Origin of the sequence: Rhizobium sp. CIAT894, assembly GCF_000172795.2 — a bacterium.
GTDB lineage: Bacteria > Pseudomonadota > Alphaproteobacteria > Rhizobiales > Rhizobiaceae > Rhizobium.
The window spans coordinates 476,251-501,528 of sequence record NZ_CP020947.1 but is presented as its reverse complement, the minus strand read 5'-3'; the positions used below and the strand labels follow the sequence as shown (position 1 = coordinate 501,528).

The following is a 25,278-nucleotide window of genomic DNA, read 5'->3' as shown; positions in this document are numbered from 1 at the left end:
GTCAATAAATAAATCCAATTGAATTATTAATTCGATGTGGCATGCTCCATCGAATTAGGGCGTACAGCGCCGCGCGTCTTTCCGGACGCGCAAAAGGACGCTGTACCATTTTGAACTGCCGCATGATTGCTTAGATCGATTTCGATCCAAGCAATCATGCAGAGGGCCAACGATCGGGAGGAGCGGTCATGTCGTCCTTGGATGGACCGGCCAACATACCGGTCCCGCCACCAATTCTTAATCCGGCCGGCGGTGCGAACCAGGTCAGGGTGCGGGCCTATAACGAACGGCTCGTGCTGTCGCTGGTGCGTCTCTACGGCGCGCTGTCGAAGGCCGATATCGCGCGCCGCAGCGGGCTGTCGGCGCAGACCGTCTCGGTCATCATGCGGGTCCTGGAAAAGGAAGGCCTGCTGTCGAGGGGCGCGCCGGTGCGCGGCCGGGTCGGCCAGCCGTCGATCCCGATGCATCTCAATCCCGATGCCGTCTATTCCTTCGGCCTGAAGATGGGCCGGCGCAGCGCCGATCTGGTGCTGATGGATTTCGTCGGCCGCATCCGCATGCAGCTGCACAAGACCTATGCCTATCCGCTGCCGGACGAGATCCTCGCCTTCGTCACCTCCGGCATCCGCGAGATCGAGGACCGGCTCGACGCAAAACAGCGCGACCGCATTGCCGGCCTCGGCATCGCCGCGCCCTTCGAGCTCTGGAACTGGGCCGAAGAGGTGGGCGCGCCACCTGGCGCCATGGAGGTCTGGCGCGACGTCGACCTGCATGCCGATATCGCCGCGCACGTCTCCCATCCGGTCTTCCTGCAGAACGATGCGACCAGCGCCTGCGGGGCGGAATTGGTCTTCGGCGTCGGGCCGTCCTATCCGGACTTCGTCTATTTCTTCATCGGCTCCTTCATCGGCGGCGGCATCGTGCTGAATTCGGCGATCTTTTCCGGCCGCACCGGCACGGCGGGCGCGATCGGGCCGCTGCCGGTGCGCGGCAAGAACGGCGAGACCAAGCAGCTGCTCGAAATCGCCTCGATCTTCGTGCTGGAAAACATGCTGCGCGAGCGCGGCATCGATCCCGAGCCGCTGTGGTATTCGGCCGACGACTGGGTGGATTTCGGCGAGCCGATGGAGGCCTGGATCCAGGACAGCGCCAAGGCGCTGGCGCAGGCGATCGTCGCCGCCGCCTCGATCGTCGATTTCAGCGCCGCCGTCATCGACGGCGGTTTTCCCCATTGGGTGCGCAGCCGTGTGGTGCAGGCAACGATCGACGAAGCCGCCAAGCTCGACCTGCAGGGCGTCGTCATGCCCGAAATCATCGAGGGCGCGGTCGGCGCCCAGGCCCGCGCCATCGGCGGCGCCAGCCTGCCGATCTTTGCGCGTTACCTCACCGACCAAAACGTTCTCTTCAAGGAGGTAGACCATGCTGAAAGGACTTGACCCGCTGTTGAGCCCGGAATTGCTTTCGACGCTTCGGGCCATGGGCCACGGCGACGAGATCGCCATCGTCGACGGCAATTATCCCGGCCTCGAACATGCCCGCCGGCTGATCCGGCTCGACGGCCATCATCTCGTGCCCGTGCTCAACGCCGTGCTCAGCGTGCTGCCGATCGACGATTTCGTGCCAGAGGCGATCTTCCGCTCGACCGTCAAGGCCGAACGGGACAAGCTCGACCCCGTGCATGAGGAGATGATCGCCTGCTGCGCCCGCCACGAGCCGCACCGGCAGGTGGTGCCGCTGATCGGTGCTGATTTCTACGGCCGGGTAAAGGTCGCCCATGCGGTGATCCAGACCGCCGAGCCCCGGCTCTATGCCAACATCATCCTGCGCAAGGGCGTGATCTATCCGAAGGAAGCGGGCGCGCAGTCGGCGGCCGGGGTGGATCCGTTCGTCTATTAGGATGGAAAGACAGGGCGGATGCGCCCGTCTCCCAATAATGCAAGGAGCAGCGTTGAAGCGCGTCCTTCGAGGCTCCGACCTCTGGCCTGCGCGCCTCAATCAGAAAGGCTGCGGTTACGTTTCCGCCTTGGAACGAAGCATTCACCTACCCTCATGCCTGTGCTTGTCACAGGCATCCAGCGCGCCCAAGTCCTTGGGCGCGGGAGACTCTTTTCACAAGTCGTAAAAAGTCATTCACCGCGCAGACGCGCGGTGGCTGGATTCCTGTGACAGGCACAGGAATGAGGGTGGGGATACGGCAGCGCCCAGCACGGGACCTCAGTGATTCCGGAATGTCTGTGGGTCTGCCCCGCCTACCTCTGCTCGCAAAAAGCGATACGGTTGCTGAGGTACCCCGCAGGAGCCTCGAAGGACGAGGCGGGTGCGCCCACGTCCCAATTACGGGAAAACTATCCATTTTGCGCAGCGAAACGCCCGCCGCCTGATCAGGATAATGCGCCCTTAACCTTGGAAGCTCACAACAATCTAGCGGACTTGCCGGCGCTGTGTGTTTCGGCAATTTCTGCAGTGTTTGAAAATATATCGGAGACGATGCGGTTCTTCGAGCAGGCCATGATGGCTCTTCACGCAACAGGAGCCTGTTCCCATGCCTCGCATCCAAGCGCCCAGACCCCAGATGGAGATCCTGGCCTGGCTCGTGGTCTTCCTGCTTCTCTTCTGCCTATCCTGGCGCTTCCATTGGCATGAGGGGCTGGATGGCTTCATCGAGCAGCATCACGACTATCCGCTTGATCATGCGCTTCTTGCCCTGAATATTTCCGGGCTCCTGGGGCTCGTTTATTCCGCGCTGCGGATCCGGGATCTTTCCAGCGAGGTCAATCGCAGGCTGCAAGCCGAAAAGAACGTCGACTGGATTGCCTGCCACGACACGCTGACCGAACTGCCCAACCGCAGATTTCTGGATTCCATATGCGCGCAGGCGATGATCGATCAAAGGGCGCACGAGACCTATGCCGTGTTCAGCATCGACCTCGACGGCTTCAAGAAGGTCAATGACCTGCTGGGGCACGATCACGGTGATGCGGTGCTGAAGAGCGTTGCGCAGCGGCTCTCTTTGCTCTTTCCCCGTGAGCGCGTTTTCCGTCTCGGTGGAGACGAGTTCGTCGTTCTGGTGCGGCGCAGCGGAAATTCCGATCTTGTCGCTTTGGGCAACCGCATCGTCAGCGTGATCGGCAAACCGTTCACATTCAATGGTGTCGCCGCCGACCTCGGCGCCAGCGTCGGCTTCGCAGTTTACCCGGAGAACGGCGATGACCTCCGGCAGGTCATCCGCCATTCGGACTGTGCGATGTATGTAGCGAAAAAGCAGGGGCGCAACCTGGTGAAGCCCTTCGTCGCTTCGATGCAGGACGAGATGACGAAACGCATCCGGGTGGAAGCGGATCTCAGGTCAGCCATCAAGAAGGCTGAGATCTTTCCCTATTATCAACCGCTCGTCGACCTGAAGACGAACAAGATCATCGGCTTCGAGGCGCTGGCGCGCTGGAAGACGGCATCCGGCGAATTCATCCCACCGAACGAATTTATTCCGGTGGCCGAGGAAGCCGGCCTGATCGTCGACCTGACGGACCAACTGCTGCGCCGCGCCTGCACCGATGCACTTTCCTGGCCAAATGATCTTGTCCTGTCGTTCAACCTTTCTCCGATCCAATTGAGCGACCGGCTGCTGGGCCTAAGAATTCTCAAGATATTGGGCGATGTCGGCCTGCCCACGCACAGGGTCGAGCTCGAGGTGACGGAGAGCGCCATCATCCAGGACGCGGTCACCGCGCGCATCGTCCTCGACGACCTGGTGAATGCCGGCGTCAGGATTGCTCTCGACGACTTCGGAACAGGCTATTCCAGCCTCTCCCAGCTCTCCAGCTACCGGTTCGACAAGATCAAGATCGACAGGAGCTTCGTTTCCTCGTTCGAGACCAACGACAAGCAGGACAAGGTGATCAAGGCGATCATCGCTCTCGGCGCCGGACTTGGCGTGACGATCACCGCCGAAGGCATCGAAGAGGAAAGCCAGCTCCAGCGGCTTCAGGATCTCGGCTGCCACATCGGCCAGGGATATCTGCTCGGCAGGCCGGCGCCGATCGAGGAACTCACCGCAGACAAAGCAGCCGCCAAAGTTTCGCAGCGCCGTTGATGGGGCGAGGTGCGGCAGTCCAACCCGGAAAGATCTAGACTTCGGCACCTCGGCGATTTACCTTGGTACCCGGCGAGCCTGAAACTGCATCAGCTCTCAGCCCTTTCGCAACGCCTGCCGCAATGAATTTCGGTTCCGGCCTGCGCTTCAGCCCTCAATTCAACGTCATCTCACCGCGCAAGCGGGAGGAGTTTCCATGGCCAATGCCCAATGCGCCTGTGGCGCGCTCCGATTGACGTTGAGCGAACCACCACAACTGACTGCGCTGTGTCACTGTTTCGCGTGCCAGCGGCGCACCGGTGCGCCGTTCAGCGCCAACGCGTTCTACTCGATCGACTGTGTCGAAATCTCCGGAACGTCGACGGAATTCATTCGTACGGCCGACAGCGGTCGCCGGGTCCGAATGCATTTCTGTCCAACCTGCGGTTCGACCGTCTATTGGAAGGCCGATGCCGCGCCACACTGGATCGGGGTGGCGATCGGCTCCCTCGCCGACCCAGCCTTCGCGCCACCTGCTCTATCGGTATTCGAGCAGTCGAAACATGGATGGGTACAGCTTCAGGAAACGGTAGAGCGTTTCCAGGGCAGTCCAAGCGGCGGCCGGTCTTAGCGTGAAAGCCTCGGTCCAAGGCCCTTCCCCTTGTGGGCAGGGCTATCGCATATGAGCGATAAGGGAGATAAGGAACTGATCGTCCCATCCCGCCTTTTTGATTTTGCGTCGGATGGATGCCTTATCTGGGTGGGATCGGATGAGGTTGAGGGCGATCTTGCGCAGCAGTGCGATGTTTGCCGGCCCGTGATCCTTTCTGTTTCTGGCGGCATCCTCGCGGAACTGGACGTCGAGCACCCAATGCAGTTTGTTTTCGATCTCCCAATGGGTTCGGGTCACCTCGATGAGGGCGGCGGCCGACATGACCGTGGAGAGCAGGAAGTAGCGGACATGGCTGGTCAGGCGGCCATCGGCATGGCGGCTGGTGGCCTCGACGGAGCCGATGGCTTGCAGGCCGGGAAAGTCAATATCATCGACGGCGACGATGCTGGCGCGGCGGCTGTCGATGCGATCATGGTCGTTCTCGGCGGCGGTCTGGATGCTGTCGAGCGGCTCGATATCGTCAAGGCGGGCAATCGCCTGGGCCAGCAGGCCGGGTTGGTTGCCTTTCAGCGCCAGGGCATAGTCGCCGCCGGTGGCCAGGATGGCGCGGGCCGTGTCGGCGCGGCAATGCAGAGCATCGGCCGTGACGATGGCGCCTTCGAGCGACAGAAGCGCAAGCGCCTTGAGCACGCCTTGCACCTCGTTGCGGCGCGGTGCGGTCTGTTGGCCGATGACCAGGCCGCAACCGGCGGCCCAGACGTTGACGAGGTGCAGCGGCGTCGCCTTGGCACCGCGCTTATAGGCGCCGCGCACCGCTTTGCCGTCGACCGCCACCACGCCTTCGATGCCTTTTGCAAAGGCTTCGGTAAAGCGGCGGAAGGCGGCTTCGAAGGCATCCGGATTGAGGCAGCGGAATACGGTGGAGAACGTGTCATGGCTGGGAATGCCGTAGGGCAGCGGCACGATCGTCTTGAGCCACCTCTTCTTGGAGATGCCGAAGTCGGCCATGTCGGCACAGCTTTCGGCGCCGCAGACGATCGCGGCAATGGCAATGAACAGGATCGACATCAGCGGATGGCGCGTATTGCGCCCCCGAGGGTCGGGCAAAGCTTTAAAACAGGCGGCAAATCGATCCATCCGACCCTCCAAATCAACAGAGAGCCTTTGAATCGATCTGCCTCAATAAAACAACTGCTTACCGCCTATATGCGATTCCCCTGCCCTTGTGGGGAGGGCCTTGGGTCAGCCGGACAAGGGCTTTTGTGGTCCCCGCCTCGCCGATCTCCTCGGTTCGACGCCGCTCAAATCGGTCAAAGCGAAACCTGCGTAATCCGATTACGGAAAGGTCTGCATCACCTCTATGGTTCCGACGATCGCCGCATTGAAGCGATCCATCTCCTCGGCGGGTATCCAATATTCGAGATGCGCGCGGCCGCCCGCTTCCTGAACCGCATAGGTATTGAGATAATCTTTTCTCACCTCAAACCTGGTCACGAAGCCCGACCCGCTCCTCGGCACATTCCAGTCGCGTGCGATCTTGACTGCATAATCTTCCGACAGCACCGGATAGAAGATCGGCTGATCGGGCAAACGCGGGGGAAATCCCCGCATGTCGAGATCGCGCATAAGCGCCAGCTCCTCAGGCCCAACCGGACGCCACAGCGTTACGGTCTCGATATCTTCACTCATCTCGGTTCTCTCTGCAGCAATCCATAGTGCCTCGGCGAACAAGGCTGCATCTGCCCCAACCCTCAAATCTCCCCCGCCTGCGGCCCCCAGACATCCGTCAGGGCGAAGCCGCCGGGATGGGGATCGAAGGGGTCGAGGGCGACCTGGGTGAGGCCGAAGGTGAAACCGCGGCCGGTGATGGTGGGGATGACCGCCGGGCGGCCGGCGACTGAGGTGACTGCCTGCAGGCCGACTGCGAATTCCGAGCCGATGATCGATTTCGAGGTGAAGGTGTCGCCGGCCTTGGCCTTGCCGCGGGCGTGCAGCGCGGCGAGGTTGGCGGAATTGCCGGTGCCGCAGGGCGAACGGTCGGCGCGGCCCGGCCACATGGTGGTGCAGGTGCGCACCGTGCCGTCGGCCTCGGTATCGCGGAACATCACATAGGCGACACCTGAAATTGCCGGAATCTCGGGATGGACGACCTTGATGTCGCGGTTGATCAGCTCTTTCAGGATCATGCCGGCCTGGACGAGACCGGCGGCATTGGCCTTCTCGATCGTCAGGCCGATCTGGCCGACATCGACGAGCGCATAGAAGATGCCGCCGTAGCAGAGATCGGCTTTGATCCTGCCCCAATGCGGCGTGTCGATCCCGACATCGAGCTCATGCACGAAGGAGGGCACCATGGTGAGCCTGACCTTCTCGCAGCGGCCGTCGCGGCAGGTCGCCACCGCCTTGACGAGGCCGGCCGCGGTTTCCAGCGTCACTGTCGTTTCCGGCTCCTGCATCTCGACGATGCCGGATTCGAGCAGGGCCGTCGTCACGCAGATCGAGTTCGAGCCGGAGCTCGCATGCGCCTGGTCGGGCTGCAGGATGATGAAGGCGGCATCGGCATCCGGGTGCCTTGCCGGCAGCAGCAGGTTGACCGAACCGATCGGGGCGCCGCGCGGCTCGAGGCACAGGAAGCGGCGCAGTTCGTCGCCCTTCGGATCGGTGTTCAGCCAGTGCAGCTGGGCGGCGATGGTATCGCCGGGGATTTTCGGCACGCCGCCGATCGCGACGCGGCCGATCTCGCCTTCGGCATGAACATCCAGCAGCTGGATCGTGCGCTTCCATCTCATACTAGAAACTCCGGTTCGGGCGTGCCTGGGGCGACGCCGTCGATGCAGCCTAAATCAGTATCTGTCGATGCGGAACGGGGTCATGTCGACCGGCGGTTTTGCGCCGCTCACCATATCGCCAATCAGCCGCGCTGTCGTCGCGGCATAGGTCAGGCCGAGATGGCCGTGGCCGGTCGCATAGAAAACGCCCGGCATCTTCGACGACGGCGAAATGATCGGGATCGTATCGGGCAACGCCGGGCGATGGCCCATCCATTCCGTCGCCTCCTCGGCCTTCAGGCCGGGAAGCGCGCGCTGGGCATGGCGCACCAGCACCCGCGGGCGGCGGAAATCCGGCGCGGCGTCGAGGCCGGCGAGCTCGACATTGCCGCCGACCCGAATGCCGCCGGCCGTCGGCGTCACCATGAAGGCACGCGCCGGCCAGATCATCGAATAGCGCATGGAGATGCCGGGCTTCATGATCTGTGTGTGGTAACCGCGCTCGGTTTCGAGCGGGATCGGCTCGCCGAGTTTTGCGGCAAGGAACCGGGTGTGGACGCCGGCGGCGAGGATGACGGAACCGGCCTCGATCCGGCTGTTATTCTCGAGCAGGACAACGGCGGTGCCATCGCCCTTGCGCTCGATATTCCTCACAGCGCCGGAGAGGAAGGTGGCGCCCGCAGCCTTGGCGGCGTCAGTCAGTTTGACCACCAGCTTGTAGGGATCGCGGATCGACTTGTTATCGGGCAGCAGCACGGCCTTGGCGATAGCAGGCGAAAGGGCCGGCTCGTAATATTGGATGGCGCCGTTGCTCAACACCTCGAATTCGAGGCCGTAGCGCTGCATCATGGCGAGATGACCGCGGTCGGCGGCAAACTCCGCCTCGGTCTCGTAGATTGCCAGGCACCCCTCCTCGGTCATCAGCTCGGAGGCGCCGATCGCCTGCAGCATCTCCCTGAAATCGCCGAGCGCGCGCTGCGACAGGCTCATGCCGGCATCCTCGATCGCTCGGAGCCGCGACGGGCGGCCGGCTGCAAGAAAACGCAGGAACCAGGGCAGCATCTTTGCCGCATAGGAGGGCCGCAGCCAGACCGGGCCTTCGGGATCGATGAGCCAGCCGGGCATCTTTTTCCAGGTCGAAGGGCCGGAGCCGGCGACAAAATCGAGCGCGATGCTCGCCATATTGCCGTAAGAGGTACCGCGGCCCGGCTCACCCTTATCGATCAGCGTGACCTGAAATCCGCGCCGCTGCAGCTCGAAGGCGATCGAGGCGCCGATCACACCCGCGCCGATGACAACAACCCGTTTTTTCGTCTCATCCGCCATGCCATCAACCCATCCACACGGCAGTCAGGATTGCCGCTCGCCACCCTGATATATCAGATCGGCGGTGATGCCTATGAGATTTTTACTGGCTTTCGGGCAGGCCGGCGCCGACGCTGTCGCCGACCGAGCCGACGGTATTGTCCATCGACTGGCCGAGACGCTTCAGCTGGGCATCGTAATTGCGCCTTGTGCGCGGATCGAAGATCGCGATCGGCGTGCTGACGGCGACGCTGACGGCACTGCCGGCGGTCTGGGCCGCACCCATCGCCACTGCGCCCACCGCCTCGCCGAGGCCGACATTGGAATCGGTGATCGTCTGGCCGGCAATCAGCCGGTCGCCGATCAGCTTCACCACTTCGGGGCTTTCGGCGAATTTGCCGTGGTTCAGCCGGTCGCCGCCCTTCAGCTTGGTGAGATCGAGCACGGTGATGCCGGCCGCCTCAAGCTTGCTGCGATAGGGCTCGACTGAAGGATCGATCTGGCCGAGCCGATCGACATTGCCGGAGATGCGCCGCGACAGCGCCAGCGCCCGATCATCCCTGGAGACGAAGATGGTGAAATGCGGCTTGTCCTTGCCGAGGCTCATGAACTGGCGGCCGAAGACGTCGACATCGAGATCCGGCGAGGCGAGGATGACATTGTTGATCTTCGAAGCAACGTGGCCATTGCGGATCGCCATCTGCCGGAGCGCCTCGACGGTCAGCCATGTGCCCATCGAATGGGCCATGACGGTGACGTCGCTGACGGCCGGATTGGCGGCCGTGCGGGTGAGCAGCTCTTCCAGCGCATCGCGGGAATAGTTGGTGCTTTCCTTGTCGTAATTATAATCGAAGATGCTGGCACGCGACGGCCAGGTGAAGACGACGGGGGCGACATCGGCATGCGAATCATGGACGATCTGGGCGAAGCGGTAGACCGCATCCTCATAGCGGTTGTTGAAGCCGTGCACGAAGACCAGCACCCGGCGGCTCCTAGGCATATGGCCCTTCAGCCAGCTCTCGCCCGCCCGCTCGCCTTCCAGCGGATCGACGGACACGGTGACGAAATCGCGCAAGGGATCGGCCGGCAGCCGCTTTGGCCATTGCACCTGCCCGACCTTGCGATTGGCTTCCGGCGGGATGGAGATATCGACGGCATTGACGGTGAGCCCCGTGCCGCGTTCGCCGGAGAACAGCACGGCGGGATTGTCATCGGGCGCCCGGGTCGTCGCCACCAGCAGATCGACCTTCGAGGTATCAGGCGGCACGGTGCCGGCCGCCTGCATGACACCGACCGGCCTGCCGCCGCAGCCGGCGAGCGCCATTGTTGCAACCAGAAGACCTGTCAGGGCCGCATGCGAGGCGCGCCATTTGCCGATCATGGCCAAACTCCAACCGGTGCGCGCACCCGACAGGGGGCGCCCGTCCAAATAGTCCGACGACGCCGGCCGAGTCAAACAGCGGTGAAGAACTTGCTGGGAAAAAGAAAAGAGCCTGGCGCGGGAGGAGGTGCGCCAGGCTCTTGATCCTGACTGACAACTGGGAGGAGGAGTGTTGTCAGTCCGATGTAAGAGCGCTTGGGAGGAGGAGTGCGCTGCTTACAGAGATATAGATAGCCCATTCATTTGATCGGGAATAGCGAAAATACCGCAATGCAGCAATGCATCCAGCGCAATGCTTGCCCTGAAATTAACAGGTTGCCGCCTCATTTTTTAGCATATTTGACCAGGCGGTCAAAATTGTGCGGAAAATTTAGCCTGCGAGGAGGTTGCCGTCCGCCCCTCATCCGCCTGCCGGCACCAACCGGGGTCGAGCCACGGGTCTCGACCCGTCCTTCGAACCCCCGCTTGCGGGGCGAAGGGGATATGCCGCGACCTCTCCGTCCCTCGCTAACGTCTCGTGTGGCAGGTCCCCTCGCCCCGTTTACGGGGAGAGGGTTAGGGTCATATGCGCTAGGTTAGGCGATCGCCTAGACAATCGCATTGTTTTCGGCGTCGTCGTGTCGCCTCACAAAGGTTGCGCCGACTTCGAGAGAGAAGCTCACAGACGGCCTGCCACAGCAGTTGCCCGCGGATGGCGGCGTGAATGGTGGCCAGGGCCATCTTCATGAGCCGCCAGCGCGATGGGCTTGCCTTTGGGGTTGGCGTATCCAGAGGGGGAAGAGTCCGGGACTTGCCCGGCAATCTGTTCGGCGGTGATGGCAACGATCAGTCTGGCGAAGAGCCATGCCTGCGCCAGTTCCGGTTTCTTGGCCGGCAGATTGTCGAGGCCGGCCAAGCTCTTGAACCGTTTGAACGCCAGCTCGATTTGCCAGCGGAAGCGATAGAGGGTGAGAATATCGGCTGGCGGAAAGGTGGCGACCGGCAGCGCGGTTAGCAGCAGAATGTACTTCGCCGCCTCCAGACTACGCGGATCAGGTTGTTTGCCGCGCTTGCTGGCGGCCTTGAGCAGGCGCGTCTGCTCGGCTTCCACCTGTTGCGGATCCTTGTGCCGGACAACAAGGCGCAGGACCAGTGGCACCGCCGCCTTCACCCCTTCGTGGATACGGACCATCAGTTCACTTTCCTGCTCTTTTTGAGCGGCGAGCGCGGCAAACAGATCAAAAGGCTCGCCGTTCGGCTGCAGCAGCCGCAACGAGTTCCAGCCGGTCCGCACGATGAAGTCTGCACCGGCCTCGATCACGGGCCGCAGATCGCGCGGTTTTGCATAGTAGCGATCGGCCAGCACGATATCACCGGGTGCGTAGGTTAGGCGCTGGAGGTTTTCGGCGCCATGGATGTCGGTCAGCTCAAGCTGATCGACCTGAGCCGTTGCTAGGTCGTAGCCGACATGCAGCCGCCATGACGTGCGGTCGGCACCTGGGTGACAGATCGACGTTCCGTCGAGCGCACGCAAGCGGTATCCCGCCCAACGCCCCGCCGGCACTGTGGTCTGTTCGGCAATCAGCGCGGCCACGATATCGCCAAGCCAAGGGGCTGCTTTGCACAGCCGCTCAAGCAGCGACGGGTCGGACAGCCGCGCGATCCCGCCCGCCTCGGCCCATGCACAGGTCTCGCGCAACGACATGCCAAGGCCGCCATAGGCAAGCGCCAGCCGCAACAGCGTCTCGGCGTTCTTGATTTCCCGCACCCGCGTGAAGGCACCGCGCAACCGCGCCGTTGCTTCCAAGTCGAAACCAGCCGGAAGCCGCGCGCTCACTTCCGGCCAATGATCCAAAATCTCAGGACGAATCTTCATCCCAAGCTTGAATCACAACAAGATTCCTCGTGTCCAGGGCTAAACCTAGCGCATATGAGGGTTAGGGTGAGGGGCAGCGCTGGGCACTACCGGCGATTACCAATTCGCCCCCCTCAAGCCGCCTTGAACAGCTTCCGGCCCTCGGCATCGAGCGCCGAGAATTCCTCGTCCGACAGCGTGATCTCCACCGCAGCGACGTTTTCCTCGAGGTGTTTGACCTTTGAGGTTCCGGGGATCGGCAGCATCACCGGGCTGCGCTTCAGCACCCAGGCGAGCGCGATCTGGCTCGGGGCGGCGTTGTGCTTTTTGGCGATGGTATCGAGCAGCGAGCCTGGCTTGGCGAGGTCGCCGGCAGCCAGCGGATACCAGGGGATGAAGCCGATACCGTGCTTGGCGCAATAGTCGAGCACGTCCTCGCTGGTGCGGTCGACGAGATTGTAGCGGTTCTGGACGGTGGCGACCTTGAAGTGCTTCGAGGCCTCCTCGATGTCGGCAACCGACACTTCGCTCAGGCCGGCATGGCGGATCAGACCGGCATCGAGCAGCGATTTGATGGCATCGAACTGTTCCCTGGCCGGCACCTTCGGATCGATGCGGTGCAGCTGCCAGAGATCGATCTGCTCGAGGCCTAGATTGCGCAGGCTCTTATGGGCCTGCTGGATCAGATATTCCGGGCGGCCGACGGGCAGCCAGATATCGGGGCCATGTCGGGTCAGGCCGCCCTTGGTGGCGACGACGGACTTGCCGCCATAGGGATGCAGCGCTTCCTTGATCAGCCATTCGGAGATATCGGGACCGTAGGAATCGGCCGTATCGATGAAATTGACGCCGAGTTCCGGCAGGCGCTTCAGCGTGCGGATCGATTCGGCGTGATCGTCGGGCTCGCCCCAGATACCCTTGCCGGTGACGCGCATGGCGCCGAAGCCGAGACGGTTGATCTCGATCTCACCGCCGATCTTGAAGATGCCTGACTTGGCTGCGTTGTGACTGGACATGGTTTTTCCTCTCTTGGTCAATGAGATCGGTCAAATTCGGCGGAACGGTCGGAAGCCGCCCGCTCCACCGGCCACGGCATGGATGCCGAGGCTTTTGGAGATGCCTTCGAGTTCGAAATGTCTGCCCTGATCGAAGCGATGCCCGGCATGAGTCCGCCTATATCGCGGTGATGGATGAGAATGCGGCCGCTGCGACGCTTGCACATATAGGACGGCACCGGGGGGATAACAGTGACAGCGCTGAAAACATCGACAGCGCGGCTCAGGCGAGGCCGTCAAAGCCTGGTCTTGGCCTCATCGCCAAATTCCGCCAGGATGTTCCAGAGTTCGGCGAGGATCTCCCGGGCGAAATCCTGCAACGAGGCGCCCGGCGGGCGCTGCTGCCAGAGTTCACCGCCGACGCGCAGCGCGCCGATGACGACGGCGGCAAGGACGCGCATCCGCGAGCGCTCTGCCGGAGCATTTCCCGTGCGCAGCAGCAGCGCCTCGGCGAGCGCCTGTTCGAGCCTGGCATATTTCAGCTGGTCGCGGGCCCTCAGCGCCGGCGTGCGATGAATGAGTTCGGCGAGCGCCAGGCCACGCTCGTCGACAGAGGCGATGACGGTTGCGGTGATCGCCGCCTCGACTGCCGCGACCGAGGGCTCTTCGGCCGGCCTTGCGGCGATCTCCGCCATCAGCCGATCGGCGAAACTATCCTGCCAGGCGAAAACCACCTCTTCCTTGGAGGGAAAATAATCGAAGAAACTGCGCTTGGAGACGTCGGCCGCCTCGGTGATGTCCTCGATGGTGGTGGCCTCGAAACCGCGCTGGAGAAAGAGGGTCATCGCCGCCTGCTCGATGCGCTCGCGCGTCTGCCGCCGCTTGCGCTCCCGCCGGCCTTCGGTCTCTTGCCCCCGCTTGCTCTCAGCCATTCCCGCCCGGCATCATCGTTCAGCCGCCGGTTTCTCTGGAAAGGGCGGCGACATCGTCGAGTTCGGCTTCGCTCTCACGATAGCTGAAGCGCTCGCGCGACAATTCCAGCGGCTCGCGGCGCGAAATCCGGTAGACGGAGGCCGGCGGCAGGTTGCGCACCGTGCCGCCGATGCGCACCGCCTCCAGGCCGAGGCGGTCGAGGATCGGCCGAGGCACCGGGCAGCGCGGACCATAGGTGAATTGATAGACGGCGCCGCCCGGGCGCATATAGGCAAAGGCTCCGGCCACGATCGCGGCGATCTTGGCCGGCGACATCGACAAAAGCGGCAGGCCGCTGACGACAGCGCCGACCGGTTCGCCCTCGAAAATACCGGCCTCGGCGAGTTGGGCGGCATCCATCTGCAACACGCGCGCGCTCGGGAAACGCCCCTGCAGCGCGGTGATGAACTCCGGACCGTATTCGATCAGGGTCAGATCCGCCTCGCTGACGCCGCGGGCCAGCAGCGCCCGGGTGAAGACGCCGGTGCCGGGACCGAGCTCGATGATCGGCCCATCGAGCGCGGCAATTTCACTGGTCATGATCCTGGCCAGCGAATCCCCCGAGGGCGCAATGGCCGCGACCCGAAGCGGGTTGCTGATCCAGGAGCGGAAAAAATGCAGGAAATCGGCGCATGCAGCCTTTGCGGTCATGATTATCCCACCTGTCTGAAATTCGATTGATTATGAAAAACGACCATCGCGGCGAGCATGGCAATTCCAAGGCAGATACGTCAATTGCTCTACACTGCGGCTTTTCGCATCAGCATCATCCACAGCTTGTGTGATTTCGTACTTAGTGCATTTTTGCACTTGATGCAATATATTGACTTCTCCCTTTCGTCATGCCGGGCTTGGCCGGTAAAAAATATCGCCTCGGCGCCGGCCCATCCGCCTGCCGGCACCCTATCCCCGTTTTGACGGGGACAGGCTTAGGGCGAGGGACAGCCTTCGACTGCCGCAGACGTCCTCAGTAATTGCAGCTGGAGCTGCTCGTCGGGTTGAAGCCGAGCTTGCAATCCATATTCAGCGGCTTCTTCGGGTTCGTCATATAATGTGTCGAGCCCGTGCTTTCGGCACGCTCGCCGATCGAACCGGTGGCGCGTCTGTCATGCTTGGTTTCCGCCTGGGCAACCGGGCGCGCGGCCGCACCCTGCTCGGTCGCACTCGACTGGAGAGGAGCTGCCGCGGCAGAAAAGGCCGAGAGGCCGAGGATTGCACCGAGTGCGGCGGCCATCAGGCCGGTCTTGAAAGTGGGGGTCATTATCGTCTCCTTGGGAGGATTTGAGGGAATTTACACCCCGCAACTAGCAGGGGAATCGCATATAGGCGGTAAGCAGTTGTTTTATTGAGGCAGATCGATTCAAAGGCTCTCTGTTGATTTGGAGGGTCGGATGGATCGATTTGCCGCCTGTTTTAAAGCTTTGCCCGACCCTCGGGGGCGCAATACGCGCCATCCGCTGATGTCGATCCTGTTCATTGCCATTGCCGCGATCGTCTGCGGCGCCGAAAGCTGTGCCGACATGGCCGACTTCGGCATCTCCAAGAAGAGGTGGCTCAAGACGATCGTGCCGCTGCCCTACGGCATTCCCAGCCATGACACGTTCTCCACCGTATTCCGCTGCCTCAATCCGGATGCCTTCGAAGCCGCCTTCCGCCGCTTTACCGAAGCCTTTGCAAAAGGCATCGAAGGCGTGGTGGCGGTCGACGGCAAAGCGGTGCGCGGCGCCTATAAGCGCGGTGCCAAGGCGACGCCGCTGCACCTCGTCAACGTCTGGGCCGCCGGTTGCGGCCTGGTCATCGGCCAACAGACCGCACCGCGCCGCAACGAGGTGCAAGGCGTGCTCAAGGCGCTTGCGCTTCTGTCGCTCGAAGGCGCCATCGTCACGGCCGATGCTCTGCATTGCCGCGCCGACACGGCCCGCGCCATCCTGGCCACCGGCGGCGACTATGCCCTGGCGCTGAAAGGCAACCAACCCGGCCTGCTGGCCCAGGCGATTGCCCGCCTTGACGATATCGAGCCGCTCGACAGCATCCAGACCGCCGCCGAGAACGACCATGATCGCATCGACAGCCGCCGCGCCAGCATCGTCGCCGTCGATGATATTGACTTTCCCGGCCTGCAAGCCATCGGCTCCGTCGAGGCCACCAGCCGCCATGCCGATGGCCGCCTGACCAGCCATGTCCGCTACTTCCTGCTCTCCACGGTCATGTCGGCCGCCGCCCTCATCGAGGTGACCCGAACCCATTGGGAGATCGAAAACAAACTGCATTGGGTGCTCGACGTCCAGTTCCGCGAGGATGCCGCCAGAAACAGAAAGGATCACGGGCCGGCAAACATCGCACTGCTGCGCAAGATCGCCCTCAACCTCATCCGATCCCACCCAGATAAGGCATCCATCCGACGCAAAATCAAAAAGGCGGGATGGGACGATCAGTTCCTTATCTCCCTTATCGCTCATATGCGATAGCCCTGCCGCAACTAGGAAGGCGATCTGTCACAAACTACGGCCCGAAAGCAGGGATCACAGACATGTGAGCGGGGGCCACAATCGAGAAAAAGGCGGCTCATCGCCGCCTTTTCATTTGCCGGCTCAATAGCCGTTATCGCAGGGCATACTGCCGGGACCGATCGATCCGGAAAACGTAGGGTTGCACATTTCCGGAACTGCATGTCTGTTCACCGGCTGGCGGACGATGGCACCCGTAGTGCCGGCTTCGACGCCGAAGGCGGCAAGCGGATACCAGTAACCATCGGAATGGCGGCGGGTGCCGGGGCGCTCGGTTCGGAAGCCTTGATAGCCACGCCAGGTCCCGGCATGTGGTTTAAATTGCACTATATTTTCGGCCACGACATCGGGCGGCCGAACCATCTGGACGGCGGCGGCCTGCGCAGGGACGATCGACGCCAGGGCGAGAAGGCCGCTCAGCGCGGCGGTGCAAGGGGCAAGTCTGAACATCTTCATGATAAACCCTCCTTCGTGGATTTACCTGACGAAAATGCCTTTCCCGGCCGCGGAGTTCCGCGCCCTCATGCAACTTCCGGAACTTGTGATTGCAAGCGATCCGGCGTGACCAAATTGCCAAAAAACGTGAAAAGTCGCGATCGGCAGAAGAGGTCGAACGGCGCTGGGGCGAAAAGCTGAATTCTCTGTTCTCAGTTCGCGTATAATGTCCGGTAGCCCTGGCCGGAGAGGCAGGCGACATATTGCCGGTGGGCGGCGGCGCGCGCCGTCGTTTCCGCCTCCAGCTCATCAGCGTTGGCATAACCGGTCAGCTGGGCGCGCAGCTGATACTGCCTCCTCGCCTCGTCATACATGGCGTTGCCGTCGGTCATGCAGATGCTGTGCGCAACGGCGGGCGGATTGACCGGCACGCCGATCGCCAGCAGCACCGGATCATTGGCGTGGTCGATGCAGCCGGCCAGCGCCGTCACCATCGCCAGGACTGCCGGAGCCCGAAAAATTCCCACCGTCATGCATTCCTCCGGCCGAACCGCCTCTGAGATCATCAGACCTGCGGGTACATCAGCAAGGTTGCGCGAAACTAATGCACGTCGGCCGGGCCTGTGCAGCGATTCCGGCATGACGACATGCACAAGGACAAGAACGAAGGCTCACGTTTGACGCGACGGGCTTGGGGCAAAGCGATCTTCGAGGCAAGGCCGTCACCCGCCGCCCATAAGTTTAAATATTGCTTAAATATTATATTAATGCTTACTTATAGTCGCAGACGCTAATCTCTCCGAGGAGGAAGATTATGGCTTCGCCGTGGGTAAACGACGCGCTGTCGCACGCGCGATCGGCATTTTCCAGCAAAATCAACACTGATATCCTCGAGGTCGGGGGCGGCTCCCGCACGCATATCCCCTTGGAAGGCGCGCGATATACGGTCCTCGACATCTCGAAGGAGCAGCTCGCGAGGAACAAGGACGCCACGGAGCGCATCCTCGGCGACGCGCAAACCATCGATTACGGCGATCGTCACTTCGACGCCTGTGTCTTCTGGGACGTTCTCGAACATCTGGAAAGCCCCCGCTCTGCCCTGTTGCGAGCCCATGACACCCTGTCTCCGGGTGGCCTGGTGTTCGTCAAGGGCCCGATCCTGAACTCGGCCAAGGGGATCTTCACCGACCTCACACCCTGGTGGACCCACGTCTTGTTCTATCGCTATGTCCTCAGGCAGAAAAACGCCGGCAAGCCTGGTTATGCGCCCTTTCGCGTCGAGCACGCCGCAGAGGCATCCCATTCCGAGATTGCCGGGACGCTGAAGGAGCTCGGCATGGATATCGTCTTCGTCGGCGAGTATGTGTCGACCCAGGTGCATGCGCTCAAGAGCCGAATTCCTCCGCTTTATTGGCTTTACGAGGCTTTCGGGCTGCTGCTCCGCACGACTTCGGCCGGAAGGATCGGCGGGCGGGAGACGGAGTTTCTGATCGTGGCAAAGTGCCTTCGTTAGCCAACTCCCACCAAACTCTATATAGCAGTTCGGAATCCCGAAATTGGTTGCGGCATTGAAATCCCTTCATATTTTTCCGGGCTCACCCCTCAGGAAGCGCGGCGGATTTCGGAATCCCGAAGCGGCAGTATTTCGGGATTCCGAAGCGGCGTTTTTTTCTTCCTGCCGAGGCGCCCGCGTTTGTCGGCGGCAAGCTTGCGGTCGGTCTCGGACCATTTCCGGCAGTTTTCGGCCGTGCAGCGCTTCCACTCGTCGGTCGCCGGCGCACCTTCATGATCGCCGACGAATGTCAGCGTGAACCGGTTGGGATGCGCGACCCCGCTGCCGGCCCGGCCGCGGCGCACCTTGATGAGCCCCTTATATTCCAGCTCATCGAGCGCATCGGCGACATATTCGCCGGTGACACCATAGGACACGAATTGCGGATGGGTCACGACAAGCTTGCCGTTTTCCAAGGCGGCATGGGCGGTGTGTTCGATGACGATGCGGAAGAAGGCGCGGCAGGCATTGGCGCTCAATGTGGTGAAAGCCGGCGATTCCAGCAGTTGGATCGTCAGCCATTGCCAGCGAAGGCTGCCGTCATCGCTTCCGCCGGGCGGGGCGGTATGCTTGCGCACCATCGCCCGCGTCTTGCCGGCACTGGTTCGGCTCTTGTCACGAGGGTTGAATTCCACCATCAGCCCCTCGCCCCTGTTGCCGGCCGACCTTTCGGCAATCTGCCTGTGCTGCGCGACGGGCAATTCTGTCCAGAAAGCGGACAACGACCCAGGATCGTCCCGGCGGCCACCTCGCCGATAGGGAAAAATTTGCTCGACATCCGGCATTCCATGGTTGCAACTGCGGACAACTTAGCGCAGGAACGATCCACAGCATAGGAAAATATTCTTAATTTTGATCTTATGTCACCACGGCCTTCCTGCTAGGATGTTGCCAGGGACGAATGACACGCGGCAGGAGACGGCGCGAATGATCGGCATGTGGGAAAAGACCGTGGTGGTTTGCGGCAAGCGATTGCTGGCCTTGTTTTCGATCTTGCTGGCAAGCGCCGTCCAGGCCTTTCCCTGCGATCAGCCGATCAAGATCTCCAATTGGTCGCTCTGCGGGATCGCGAATGTGAGCGACGAGGGCGGCGACGCTGATTGGAAAGCTGTGCCTGAGTGGACTCGTCAGAAAGCCGTAAGCGCGCATTTCGAAAACGAGCCGCGGCTCTTAGCAAACCACGGACTTTGCAACGCCAAGTTCCAACGTGTCGTCCTCTGCCTGCCGGGATGGGAAACGGGCGACCCGGATGAGTGCTCATATCTGATTTGCAGTGGCTATTACTCATCCGTGTTCGCGAAGAGAGAAACGGCAGACCATTTGAAAGAACATTAACATGACCGCATTGTTCTCTCGGGAATGGATGGGGAAGAATTGGAGTTGCGAGGCCCGGGCGCTTCGATTGTCGTGCGGCTGCGCCCGTGAGAGCGCCACCGATCCTTGTCATGGATTGAGCCATCGGCCGGCTGCAAGCGCGCCCGTCTCGTCATAGGTCAGCAGCGCCCTTCGGTTGTCCTGCCGGCGCAGCTGGAACCAGTCCAGCGCCCGGGCGCGAAAGATCAACAGGCCGAAATGCGGCTTTCCCTCAGCCTCATCCGCAGGCTTCGGTAGACCCGCCCCGTCGATCGCGTCGAATGCAACCTCGTCGCCGGGCGGACCGCCTGTGTAGGTCGTCCGCGTCCAGGTGGAGAGCCTGTCCCAGGCGGCGTTCGCCTGATCGCTGCCTGCGGCGTGCAGTTCGACTATCCCCTCCAGCCGAAACTGCAGCCGGGTCTGCGGGCAGAAGCCGAGCACTGCCGCATGGGGATTTGCCGAAAGCTCAAGCCATTTCGGGCTGCGCATATCGGTGTGAAATTCCAAAAACCGCAATGACCGGTCGGCGCGCCGCAAGACCACCATACGCGCCTGTGGTCTCGCCTCGGCATCGACGGAGCAGAGGTTCAAGAATCGGAAACCCGACTGCGGGTTTGACGCTGCCGCTTCCAGCTCTCGCCATGCCGAAGCGTCTATATCGGCAAGGTTCAACGGCACGCCTTCCTGCTCTGTCTCCATGGCGCGGCTCAGACGGAACGGGTAATGCCGCCATCGACGCGGATGTTCTGGCCGGTGATGTAGCCGGCGCCTTCGGAGAGCAGGAAGGCAACCGTCGCCGCGATTTCCTCGGCCGTGCCGTAGCGGCCCATCGGCACGCTGTTGCGCCGTTCGTCGGTGGCGGGCAGGCTGTCGATCCAGCCGGGCAGGACGTTGTTCATGCGGATGTTCTTCGCCGCATAGGTATCGGCAAAGATTTTGGTGAAGCTTGCGAGCCCCGCCCTGGCAAACGCCGAAGTCGGGAACATTGCAGAAGGCTCGAAGGCCCATGCCGTCGAGATGTTGACGATGGCACCGCCCCCTTGAGCCTCCATGATCGGCGCGACCAGCCGGATCGGCCGCACGGCGCTGAGGAAATAGACCTCCAAACCCTTGTGCCAATCCTCGTCCGAGATTTCGAGGATCGGCGCGCGCGGGCCATGGCCGGCGGAATTGACCAGCGCGTCGATCCGCCCCCATCGTTCCATCGCCAGATCGACGAGCCGTTTCACATCGTCGTTCACCAGGTTCGAGCCGGTGACGCCGACACCGCCCAATTCCTTGGCCAGCGCTTCGCCCTTGCCCGACGAGGAGAGCACCGCAATGCAATAGCCGTCCCCGGCCAGTTTCCTTGCCGCGGCGGCACCCATGCCGGAACCGCCTGCGGTGATGAGAGCGACTTTTTCTGTAGACATCGGAGCCTCCAACGATTGATTTGCACAGCAGTATGCCAGAGACAGCGCCGGCTTTCGCGTCAGAAAGAAACATGTCAGACTGTAGAAATTCTACTGGAATATCGGGAAATCTCAATGGTCCAATCCCGCCGCAAACTGCCGCCGCTGAATGCGCTGCGTGCCTTCGAAGTCTCGGGCCGCAGATTGAATTTCCGCGCCGCGGCCGAGGAACTGGGAGTGTCGCAGGGTGCGGTCGCCCAGCAGGTGCGCGCGCTCGAAGATCAACTCGGCCTGATGTTGTTTCAGCGCCTGCCGCGCGGCCTGGCTCTGACCTCGCAGGGCGCGGCCTATCTGGCGGATGTGACCCGCGCCTTCGATACGCTCGGTGAGGCGACCGGGCGGCTTCTCGCCCGGCCGGACGCCGTGACGATCAGCGTTACCCCGACGGTCGCCGCCAAGCTGCTGATCCCGCGCCTCGCCGAGTTCAAGGCGGCCCTTCCCGACGTGGAACTGCGAACGGTCGCCACCGAGGCGCTGTCGGACTTCGACCGCGATCAGGTGGACATTGCGGTGCGGCTGACCCGCGGGCCTTTCCCGGCCTCGCTGGAGGCAAGGCTGCTGTTCCGCCAGCAACTGGTCGCCGTCGCCAGCCCGCATCTGGTCAAGGACCTGCCCCTTCCCATGACGGCCGATGAACTTCGCAAGCTGCCGCTTCTGCATGACGCCGTCAGTCCCTGGCCGCTCGTCCTGCGATCGCGCGAGAAGCTGCCGGGTGCCGTGTTCAACCACACGACACTGGCGCTGGATGCGGCGCTGGCCGGCCAGGGCGTCGCCTTGGCCTGCCGGGCGTTCGTGGCGGCCGATCTCGTGGCGGGGCGGCTGGTGCAGGTGATCGATGAGACGACGCTGATCGAACCCGATTACTTCCTTATCCGCAAACGCGCGTCATCCCCGCGAAAGGCGGTCGATGCGGTATGGCATTGGTGCGCGGCGCGGCTGTCGCTCGACTAGAGCATTTCCGTTTTTTTCCGAACCACGGAGATGCTCTATCTCTTTGCTTTCACGCAATTCCGGACGCAAAACTGCCCCAGACCCATCCGTCAAACTAGATGCGGTTCTCACGTCCATGCCAAACGCGCACGACAACAAGCCTGTCTGTTTCCTCATCGAGGCGATAGCGCAGAACGTAGGCGCTTCTGCCAAAAGGAACAAAGAGCTGACGGTAGTGCGGGCGGTCTTCCATCCGAATACCGATATGGGGGTTTTCCAGAAGCATCTGGATGCCCTCGTCAATTGCGAGCATGGCCTTTTGAGCGGCTAAAGGATTGGCTTGTCCTATCAAGAAGCCATAAAGCCGCTCAATGTCGTCTTCTGCCTCCGGCAGGAAAACGAATTTCATTGCGGGTCCGCTTTACGGGCGGCTTCGGCGGCAAAACCGCGCAGTTTGGCCCGGACTGTCTCGAACGGCACCGAAACTCCGGTTTCTAGATACCGCTGCCAGCGCGCTTCATCCTCAGCCTGTTCGCTAATCGCGCGCTCCGCTTCATCGGCATAGGAACGCAGCACGCTTTCGGCAAAATCTGCGAGCGAAGCCCCCTGCTTTTTGGCAAGGACGCCAAGGCGCGCTTGCAAATGCGCGTCAATTTCGAGCGGTTGGGTCTTTGGTGTCGGCATAGGCAAACGTTATCACTTTCCCCGAGCGAGTGAAAAGCATTTTGCTGGACAATCCGCGACAGCGACCTTCACCCAAGCATTTGGCGGCACTTTTGAAAAGACAAAAGGCTAAACTCAAGGTGGTACAGCCTCTGCGAATCCCGTAAGCAATATGAAACTCGCGCCGAATGCGACCAGAGCTATTTTCAGGAATATCACATGCGCAACGCCCAGTTCATTCGCTTCGCCGCTTTCTCTCTCAGCATCGTTTTTGCGACATTTCAGATTGAAGATCTTATGGCCGATACGGCCAATAAAAAGTTCTTCGATGCCGCCCTGTGCAAACCGCCCTATTCGATGACGTCGGCAACGGAAATTTATGATGCTGCGGAAGCTCTGGCCAAGCCGGACACCTCGTCGCTGGGTGCGGCGATCTACAAGATCCCGCGCCAGATCGGCCGTGACGGCTTCAAGTCGACAGAGGTTTTCTTTGCCAGCAACGCGGTCGGGATTCTGGTCGAAGGCCAGCGTGCTGACGATCTGGCGGCAAAATACGGATTGAAGCCGGAGACCTCGGACCTGCTTGGCACATCCACCAAGGGCTATTCTCGCGAGCTTCCAGCCGATCAGCAGCCCGAACCGGGACTTGCCGGCCCCGGAAAAGTCCGGATTGTTGCCCGCCAAGGGGACGCCTTGCCGGGCAAGACATTGCTGGCGTGCGAATTCGCCCCGGATTTTTGAGAGGCGCCGCATAAGCCTGCAGTCGGCGTTGCTCGAAAAAAGCATCTCGCTCTCACCGCCGCCTCGCCACGCGGGATAAACCGCCTTATGTGAGGAGGCGGCAGAGAGCACGCAGCGGAGGTCCTGAGACAATGCAAACCATTTGGAAGAAGCCGGTGACGTTAGCCCTCGAAGGCCCGGACCAGTGGGTGGTCATCCAGACAACCCAGGCCGCAACATGGGCGTTGGTCGAAGACTGGCCGACCGAAGAGGGGCCGGCTCTGGATCGGGCCTGCGCGGTTTGCGCGGATGTCATGTCGGGCAAACGAAACCGGGAAGAGGCGCGGCAGGCCTTTATTGAAGCTGCAATCGAAGCCGGCATTCCCATCAAGGAGTAGGGTCAGGGCATTTGGACTCTCTCGGGCTCGATGCCTCCACCAAGGGGCACGAGCCGGGGTTTCCGGCACTGGGGCGGCTTTTTCTTTCACGCGCACGCTGGGAAAGAACGGCCCAAGCGTCCACATCGCCACTCGCCACATATTCTTCGACACCCAACATTCCATGGTTGCAACTGCGAGCAATCCAGCGTAAGAACGTTTCATGAACTAGGAAAAAAATCTTAGAGTGTCTTTTGAGATCGCCTGATCCCGTCGGGGACAGGAAATTGCACGCGCTGGAGGGCAGGATGCGAAAGGTCGGCATGAGGAAGAAGGGCGCGATGGTCTATGGCCAGCGGCTGCTGGCATTGGTTTCGATCCTGCTGGGAAGCGCCGTCCAGGCCTTTCCCTGCGATCAGCCGGTCGTGATTTCGAATTGGTCGTTCTGTGCGACCGGCAATGTGAGCGCTGAGGGCGGCGCCGCTGATTGGAAAGTCGTTCCTGCATGGACTCACGATGACGCCGTAAGCGCGTATTTCGGAAACGATCCGCGGCTCTTGGCAAACCACGGACTTTGCAACGCCAAATTCCGTCGGGTCGTCCTCTGCCAGCCGGGATGGCAAACGGGCAACCCGGATGAGTGCTCGTATCTGGTTTGCAGCGGCTATTACTCATCCTTGATCGGAAAGGAAGAAAGGGAAGCTTATGAAAAAGACTTCCCGGCCGAGCAATAGTTTGTCGCTTCGCTGCCTTGGGCGGTCACTGGAGCTGCGGTCGCGGCAAACTTTTCATCCGCTTGCATTCTTGAACACGAGGCACTGGGTAAATCGGTTGCCGCTTTCGACTGCTTCAGACCAATTCACCATAATTTCCCCTTCAAGTGTTATCACCTCCGACAAAGCTCTTCCCAGATCCCAGACAAGGGGAGAGAATTGTTCGCTGGTCAGATTGTCGGCCTGAACGACAAGATAGGCGTTCGTCTTCATGCGTTTGCAGATCCGGCCGTAGATTTCCTGAATTCTTTTCAGATAGACGTCATAGCCATCATAGTCCGGATCGCCGTTATGAAGCGGGTTCCATTGATGCCAATGGGGCATGTATGGCGGCGACGTAACGCAAAAATCCATTTCGGGAAGGTCGAAGGCTGCCAGTTCCGCGCTATCGCCGCAGAAGAGATGATCCTTTGTCGTGATGCGCTCGCTGACCCATTCATATCGCTGCCGGACGGCTTCTATCCCGTAAGGGATTCTCCCCTTCTGTTCGCAGACGAAGAACGTCGTTCCCAAGCCCACGAAGGGATCGAAGACGGCGTCTCCGTGAGACAGCGTTTCGTCCAGACAAGGCGCACGGGCT

General features: G+C 61.5%; 29 protein-coding genes. 11 read left to right on the top strand and 18 right to left on the bottom strand.

All coding sequences use genetic code 11. The features are described from left to right. Nucleotides 1-188 precede the first annotated feature (188 nt). The 4 genes from RHEC894_RS02490 (at nucleotide 189) to RHEC894_RS02475 (ending at nucleotide 4,700) form a co-directional block, all read left to right on the top strand. On the top strand, nucleotides 189-1,436 hold the full coding sequence (locus RHEC894_RS02490; protein ID WP_085735953.1) for an ROK family transcriptional regulator: 1,248 nt from the start codon (nucleotides 189-191) through the stop codon (nucleotides 1,434-1,436). Then, on the top strand, nucleotides 1,420-1,896 hold the full coding sequence (locus RHEC894_RS02485) for an RbsD/FucU domain-containing protein (protein WP_085735951.1): 477 nt from the start codon (nucleotides 1,420-1,422) through the stop codon (nucleotides 1,894-1,896). Before RHEC894_RS02490 ends, RHEC894_RS02485 begins: the two co-directional genes overlap by 17 nt. A gap of 646 nt (nucleotides 1,897-2,542) precedes the next feature. Continuing rightward, nucleotides 2,543-4,090, top strand: a complete 1,548-nt coding sequence (locus tag RHEC894_RS02480) for an EAL domain-containing protein (RefSeq protein ID WP_085735949.1) — start codon at nucleotides 2,543-2,545, stop codon at nucleotides 4,088-4,090. A 196-nt stretch (nucleotides 4,091-4,286) separates the two neighbouring features. Next, a complete protein-coding gene (locus RHEC894_RS02475; RefSeq protein WP_085735947.1) occupies nucleotides 4,287-4,700 on the top strand; it encodes a GFA family protein in 414 nt (137 codons plus the stop codon). A gap of 42 nt (nucleotides 4,701-4,742) precedes the next feature. Here the strand turns inward: RHEC894_RS02475 and RHEC894_RS02470 are convergent, their stop codons facing one another. From RHEC894_RS02470 to RHEC894_RS02425, 10 genes are all read right to left on the bottom strand, one after another. Continuing rightward, a complete protein-coding gene (locus RHEC894_RS02470; RefSeq protein ID WP_010069694.1) occupies nucleotides 4,743-5,819 on the bottom strand; it encodes an ISAs1 family transposase in 1,077 nt (358 codons plus the stop codon). Nucleotides 5,820-6,017: 198 nt separating this feature from the next. Then, on the bottom strand, nucleotides 6,018-6,371 hold the full coding sequence (locus tag RHEC894_RS02465) for a hypothetical protein (RefSeq protein ID WP_010066795.1): 354 nt from the start codon (nucleotides 6,369-6,371) through the stop codon (nucleotides 6,018-6,020). Between the two features lie 62 nt (nucleotides 6,372-6,433). After that, a complete protein-coding gene (locus tag RHEC894_RS02460) occupies nucleotides 6,434-7,471 on the bottom strand; it encodes a 4-hydroxyproline epimerase (protein WP_085735945.1) in 1,038 nt (345 codons plus the stop codon). A gap of 54 nt (nucleotides 7,472-7,525) precedes the next feature. Then, nucleotides 7,526-8,776: an FAD-dependent oxidoreductase gene (locus tag RHEC894_RS02455; RefSeq protein ID WP_085735944.1), complete on the bottom strand. Its 1,251-nt coding sequence runs from the start codon at nucleotides 8,774-8,776 to the stop codon at nucleotides 7,526-7,528. Between the two features lie 82 nt (nucleotides 8,777-8,858). After that, on the bottom strand, nucleotides 8,859-10,136 hold the full coding sequence (locus RHEC894_RS02450; protein WP_085735943.1) for an alpha/beta hydrolase: 1,278 nt from the start codon (nucleotides 10,134-10,136) through the stop codon (nucleotides 8,859-8,861). Nucleotides 10,137-10,794: 658 nt separating this feature from the next. Beyond that, nucleotides 10,795-11,991 carry an IS4 family transposase gene (locus RHEC894_RS02445; RefSeq protein WP_085735942.1) on the bottom strand — a complete coding sequence of 399 codons (1,197 nt, stop codon included), beginning with the start codon at nucleotides 11,989-11,991 and terminating at the stop codon, nucleotides 10,795-10,797. Between the two features lie 113 nt (nucleotides 11,992-12,104). Beyond that, entirely contained in the window at nucleotides 12,105-12,986 is an 882-nt protein-coding gene (locus RHEC894_RS02440; RefSeq protein WP_085735941.1) for an aldo/keto reductase, read from the bottom strand. Nucleotides 12,987-13,261: 275 nt separating this feature from the next. Next, nucleotides 13,262-13,897: a TetR family transcriptional regulator gene (locus RHEC894_RS02435; protein ID WP_085735940.1), complete on the bottom strand. Its 636-nt coding sequence runs from the start codon at nucleotides 13,895-13,897 to the stop codon at nucleotides 13,262-13,264. Between the two features lie 19 nt (nucleotides 13,898-13,916). Beyond that, nucleotides 13,917-14,588 carry a methyltransferase domain-containing protein gene (locus tag RHEC894_RS02430; RefSeq protein WP_085735939.1) on the bottom strand — a complete coding sequence of 224 codons (672 nt, stop codon included), beginning with the start codon at nucleotides 14,586-14,588 and terminating at the stop codon, nucleotides 13,917-13,919. A 316-nt stretch (nucleotides 14,589-14,904) separates the two neighbouring features. Next, on the bottom strand, nucleotides 14,905-15,198 hold the full coding sequence (locus RHEC894_RS02425; RefSeq protein ID WP_085735937.1) for a hypothetical protein: 294 nt from the start codon (nucleotides 15,196-15,198) through the stop codon (nucleotides 14,905-14,907). 130 nt (nucleotides 15,199-15,328) lie between these two features. Here RHEC894_RS02425 and RHEC894_RS02420 point away from each other — a divergent pair, with 130 nt between their 5' ends. Beyond that, nucleotides 15,329-16,405 carry an ISAs1 family transposase gene (locus RHEC894_RS02420; protein ID WP_010069694.1) on the top strand — a complete coding sequence of 359 codons (1,077 nt, stop codon included), beginning with the start codon at nucleotides 15,329-15,331 and terminating at the stop codon, nucleotides 16,403-16,405. 123 nt (nucleotides 16,406-16,528) lie between these two features. Here RHEC894_RS02420 and RHEC894_RS02415 read toward each other — a convergent pair whose 3' ends face one another. Beyond that, nucleotides 16,529-16,900 carry a hypothetical protein gene (locus RHEC894_RS02415; protein WP_010069695.1) on the bottom strand — a complete coding sequence of 124 codons (372 nt, stop codon included), beginning with the start codon at nucleotides 16,898-16,900 and terminating at the stop codon, nucleotides 16,529-16,531. Between the two features lie 191 nt (nucleotides 16,901-17,091). Further along, nucleotides 17,092-17,412, bottom strand: a complete 321-nt coding sequence (locus tag RHEC894_RS02410; protein WP_085735935.1) for a hypothetical protein — start codon at nucleotides 17,410-17,412, stop codon at nucleotides 17,092-17,094. Nucleotides 17,413-17,693: 281 nt separating this feature from the next. On the opposite strand from RHEC894_RS02410, the gene RHEC894_RS02405 reads away from it, so the two are divergent. Next, nucleotides 17,694-18,392, top strand: a complete 699-nt coding sequence (locus RHEC894_RS02405) for a class I SAM-dependent methyltransferase (RefSeq protein WP_010069737.1) — start codon at nucleotides 17,694-17,696, stop codon at nucleotides 18,390-18,392. Nucleotides 18,393-18,481: 89 nt separating this feature from the next. Here RHEC894_RS02405 and RHEC894_RS02400 read toward each other — a convergent pair whose 3' ends face one another. After that, nucleotides 18,482-19,069: a hypothetical protein gene (locus RHEC894_RS02400; protein ID WP_085738826.1), complete on the bottom strand. Its 588-nt coding sequence runs from the start codon at nucleotides 19,067-19,069 to the stop codon at nucleotides 18,482-18,484. 247 nt (nucleotides 19,070-19,316) lie between these two features. On the opposite strand from RHEC894_RS02400, the gene RHEC894_RS02395 reads away from it, so the two are divergent. Next, the gene (locus tag RHEC894_RS02395) at nucleotides 19,317-19,766 is read left to right on the top strand and encodes a hypothetical protein (RefSeq protein WP_085738825.1); all 450 of its coding nucleotides are present in this window, start codon (nucleotides 19,317-19,319) and stop codon (nucleotides 19,764-19,766) included. A gap of 108 nt (nucleotides 19,767-19,874) precedes the next feature. On the opposite strand, the gene RHEC894_RS02390 is transcribed toward RHEC894_RS02395, so the two are convergent. Continuing rightward, on the bottom strand, nucleotides 19,875-20,483 hold the full coding sequence (locus RHEC894_RS02390; protein ID WP_206427893.1) for a pyridoxamine 5'-phosphate oxidase family protein: 609 nt from the start codon (nucleotides 20,481-20,483) through the stop codon (nucleotides 19,875-19,877). 8 nt (nucleotides 20,484-20,491) lie between these two features. Next, the gene (locus RHEC894_RS02385; RefSeq protein WP_010069733.1) at nucleotides 20,492-21,196 is read right to left on the bottom strand and encodes an SDR family oxidoreductase; all 705 of its coding nucleotides are present in this window, start codon (nucleotides 21,194-21,196) and stop codon (nucleotides 20,492-20,494) included. A gap of 114 nt (nucleotides 21,197-21,310) precedes the next feature. Between RHEC894_RS02385 and RHEC894_RS02380 the strand changes: the two genes are divergently transcribed. Next, nucleotides 21,311-22,186, top strand: coding sequence for a LysR substrate-binding domain-containing protein (locus RHEC894_RS02380; protein ID WP_085735933.1), 876 nt, complete (start codon nucleotides 21,311-21,313; stop codon nucleotides 22,184-22,186). Nucleotides 22,187-22,280: 94 nt separating this feature from the next. Here the strand turns inward: RHEC894_RS02380 and RHEC894_RS02375 are convergent, their stop codons facing one another. Both RHEC894_RS02375 and RHEC894_RS02370 read right to left on the bottom strand, forming a co-directional pair. Continuing rightward, the gene (locus tag RHEC894_RS02375; RefSeq protein ID WP_010069732.1) at nucleotides 22,281-22,574 is read right to left on the bottom strand and encodes a type II toxin-antitoxin system RelE/ParE family toxin; all 294 of its coding nucleotides are present in this window, start codon (nucleotides 22,572-22,574) and stop codon (nucleotides 22,281-22,283) included. Then, nucleotides 22,571-22,849 (bottom strand): hypothetical protein, encoded by a 279-nt coding sequence (locus RHEC894_RS02370; protein WP_010069731.1) that lies wholly within the window; start codon nucleotides 22,847-22,849, stop codon nucleotides 22,571-22,573. The genes RHEC894_RS02375 and RHEC894_RS02370 overlap by 4 nt, the downstream gene beginning before the upstream one ends. A 198-nt stretch (nucleotides 22,850-23,047) precedes the next feature. Here RHEC894_RS02370 and RHEC894_RS02365 point away from each other — a divergent pair, with 198 nt between their 5' ends. The 3 genes from RHEC894_RS02365 (at nucleotide 23,048) to RHEC894_RS02355 (ending at nucleotide 24,659) form a co-directional block, all read left to right on the top strand. After that, nucleotides 23,048-23,569, top strand: coding sequence for a hypothetical protein (locus RHEC894_RS02365; RefSeq protein WP_010069730.1), 522 nt, complete (start codon nucleotides 23,048-23,050; stop codon nucleotides 23,567-23,569). A gap of 131 nt (nucleotides 23,570-23,700) precedes the next feature. Further along, nucleotides 23,701-23,946, top strand: coding sequence for a DUF982 domain-containing protein (locus tag RHEC894_RS02360; protein WP_003588894.1), 246 nt, complete (start codon nucleotides 23,701-23,703; stop codon nucleotides 23,944-23,946). A gap of 287 nt (nucleotides 23,947-24,233) precedes the next feature. Continuing rightward, on the top strand, nucleotides 24,234-24,659 hold the full coding sequence (locus tag RHEC894_RS02355) for a hypothetical protein (RefSeq protein WP_010069729.1): 426 nt from the start codon (nucleotides 24,234-24,236) through the stop codon (nucleotides 24,657-24,659). A gap of 54 nt (nucleotides 24,660-24,713) precedes the next feature. Here RHEC894_RS02355 and RHEC894_RS02350 read toward each other — a convergent pair whose 3' ends face one another. Continuing rightward, a complete protein-coding gene (locus tag RHEC894_RS02350) occupies nucleotides 24,714-25,262 on the bottom strand; it encodes a DNA methylase (RefSeq protein ID WP_348630137.1) in 549 nt (182 codons plus the stop codon). Nucleotides 25,263-25,278 lie beyond the last annotated feature (16 nt).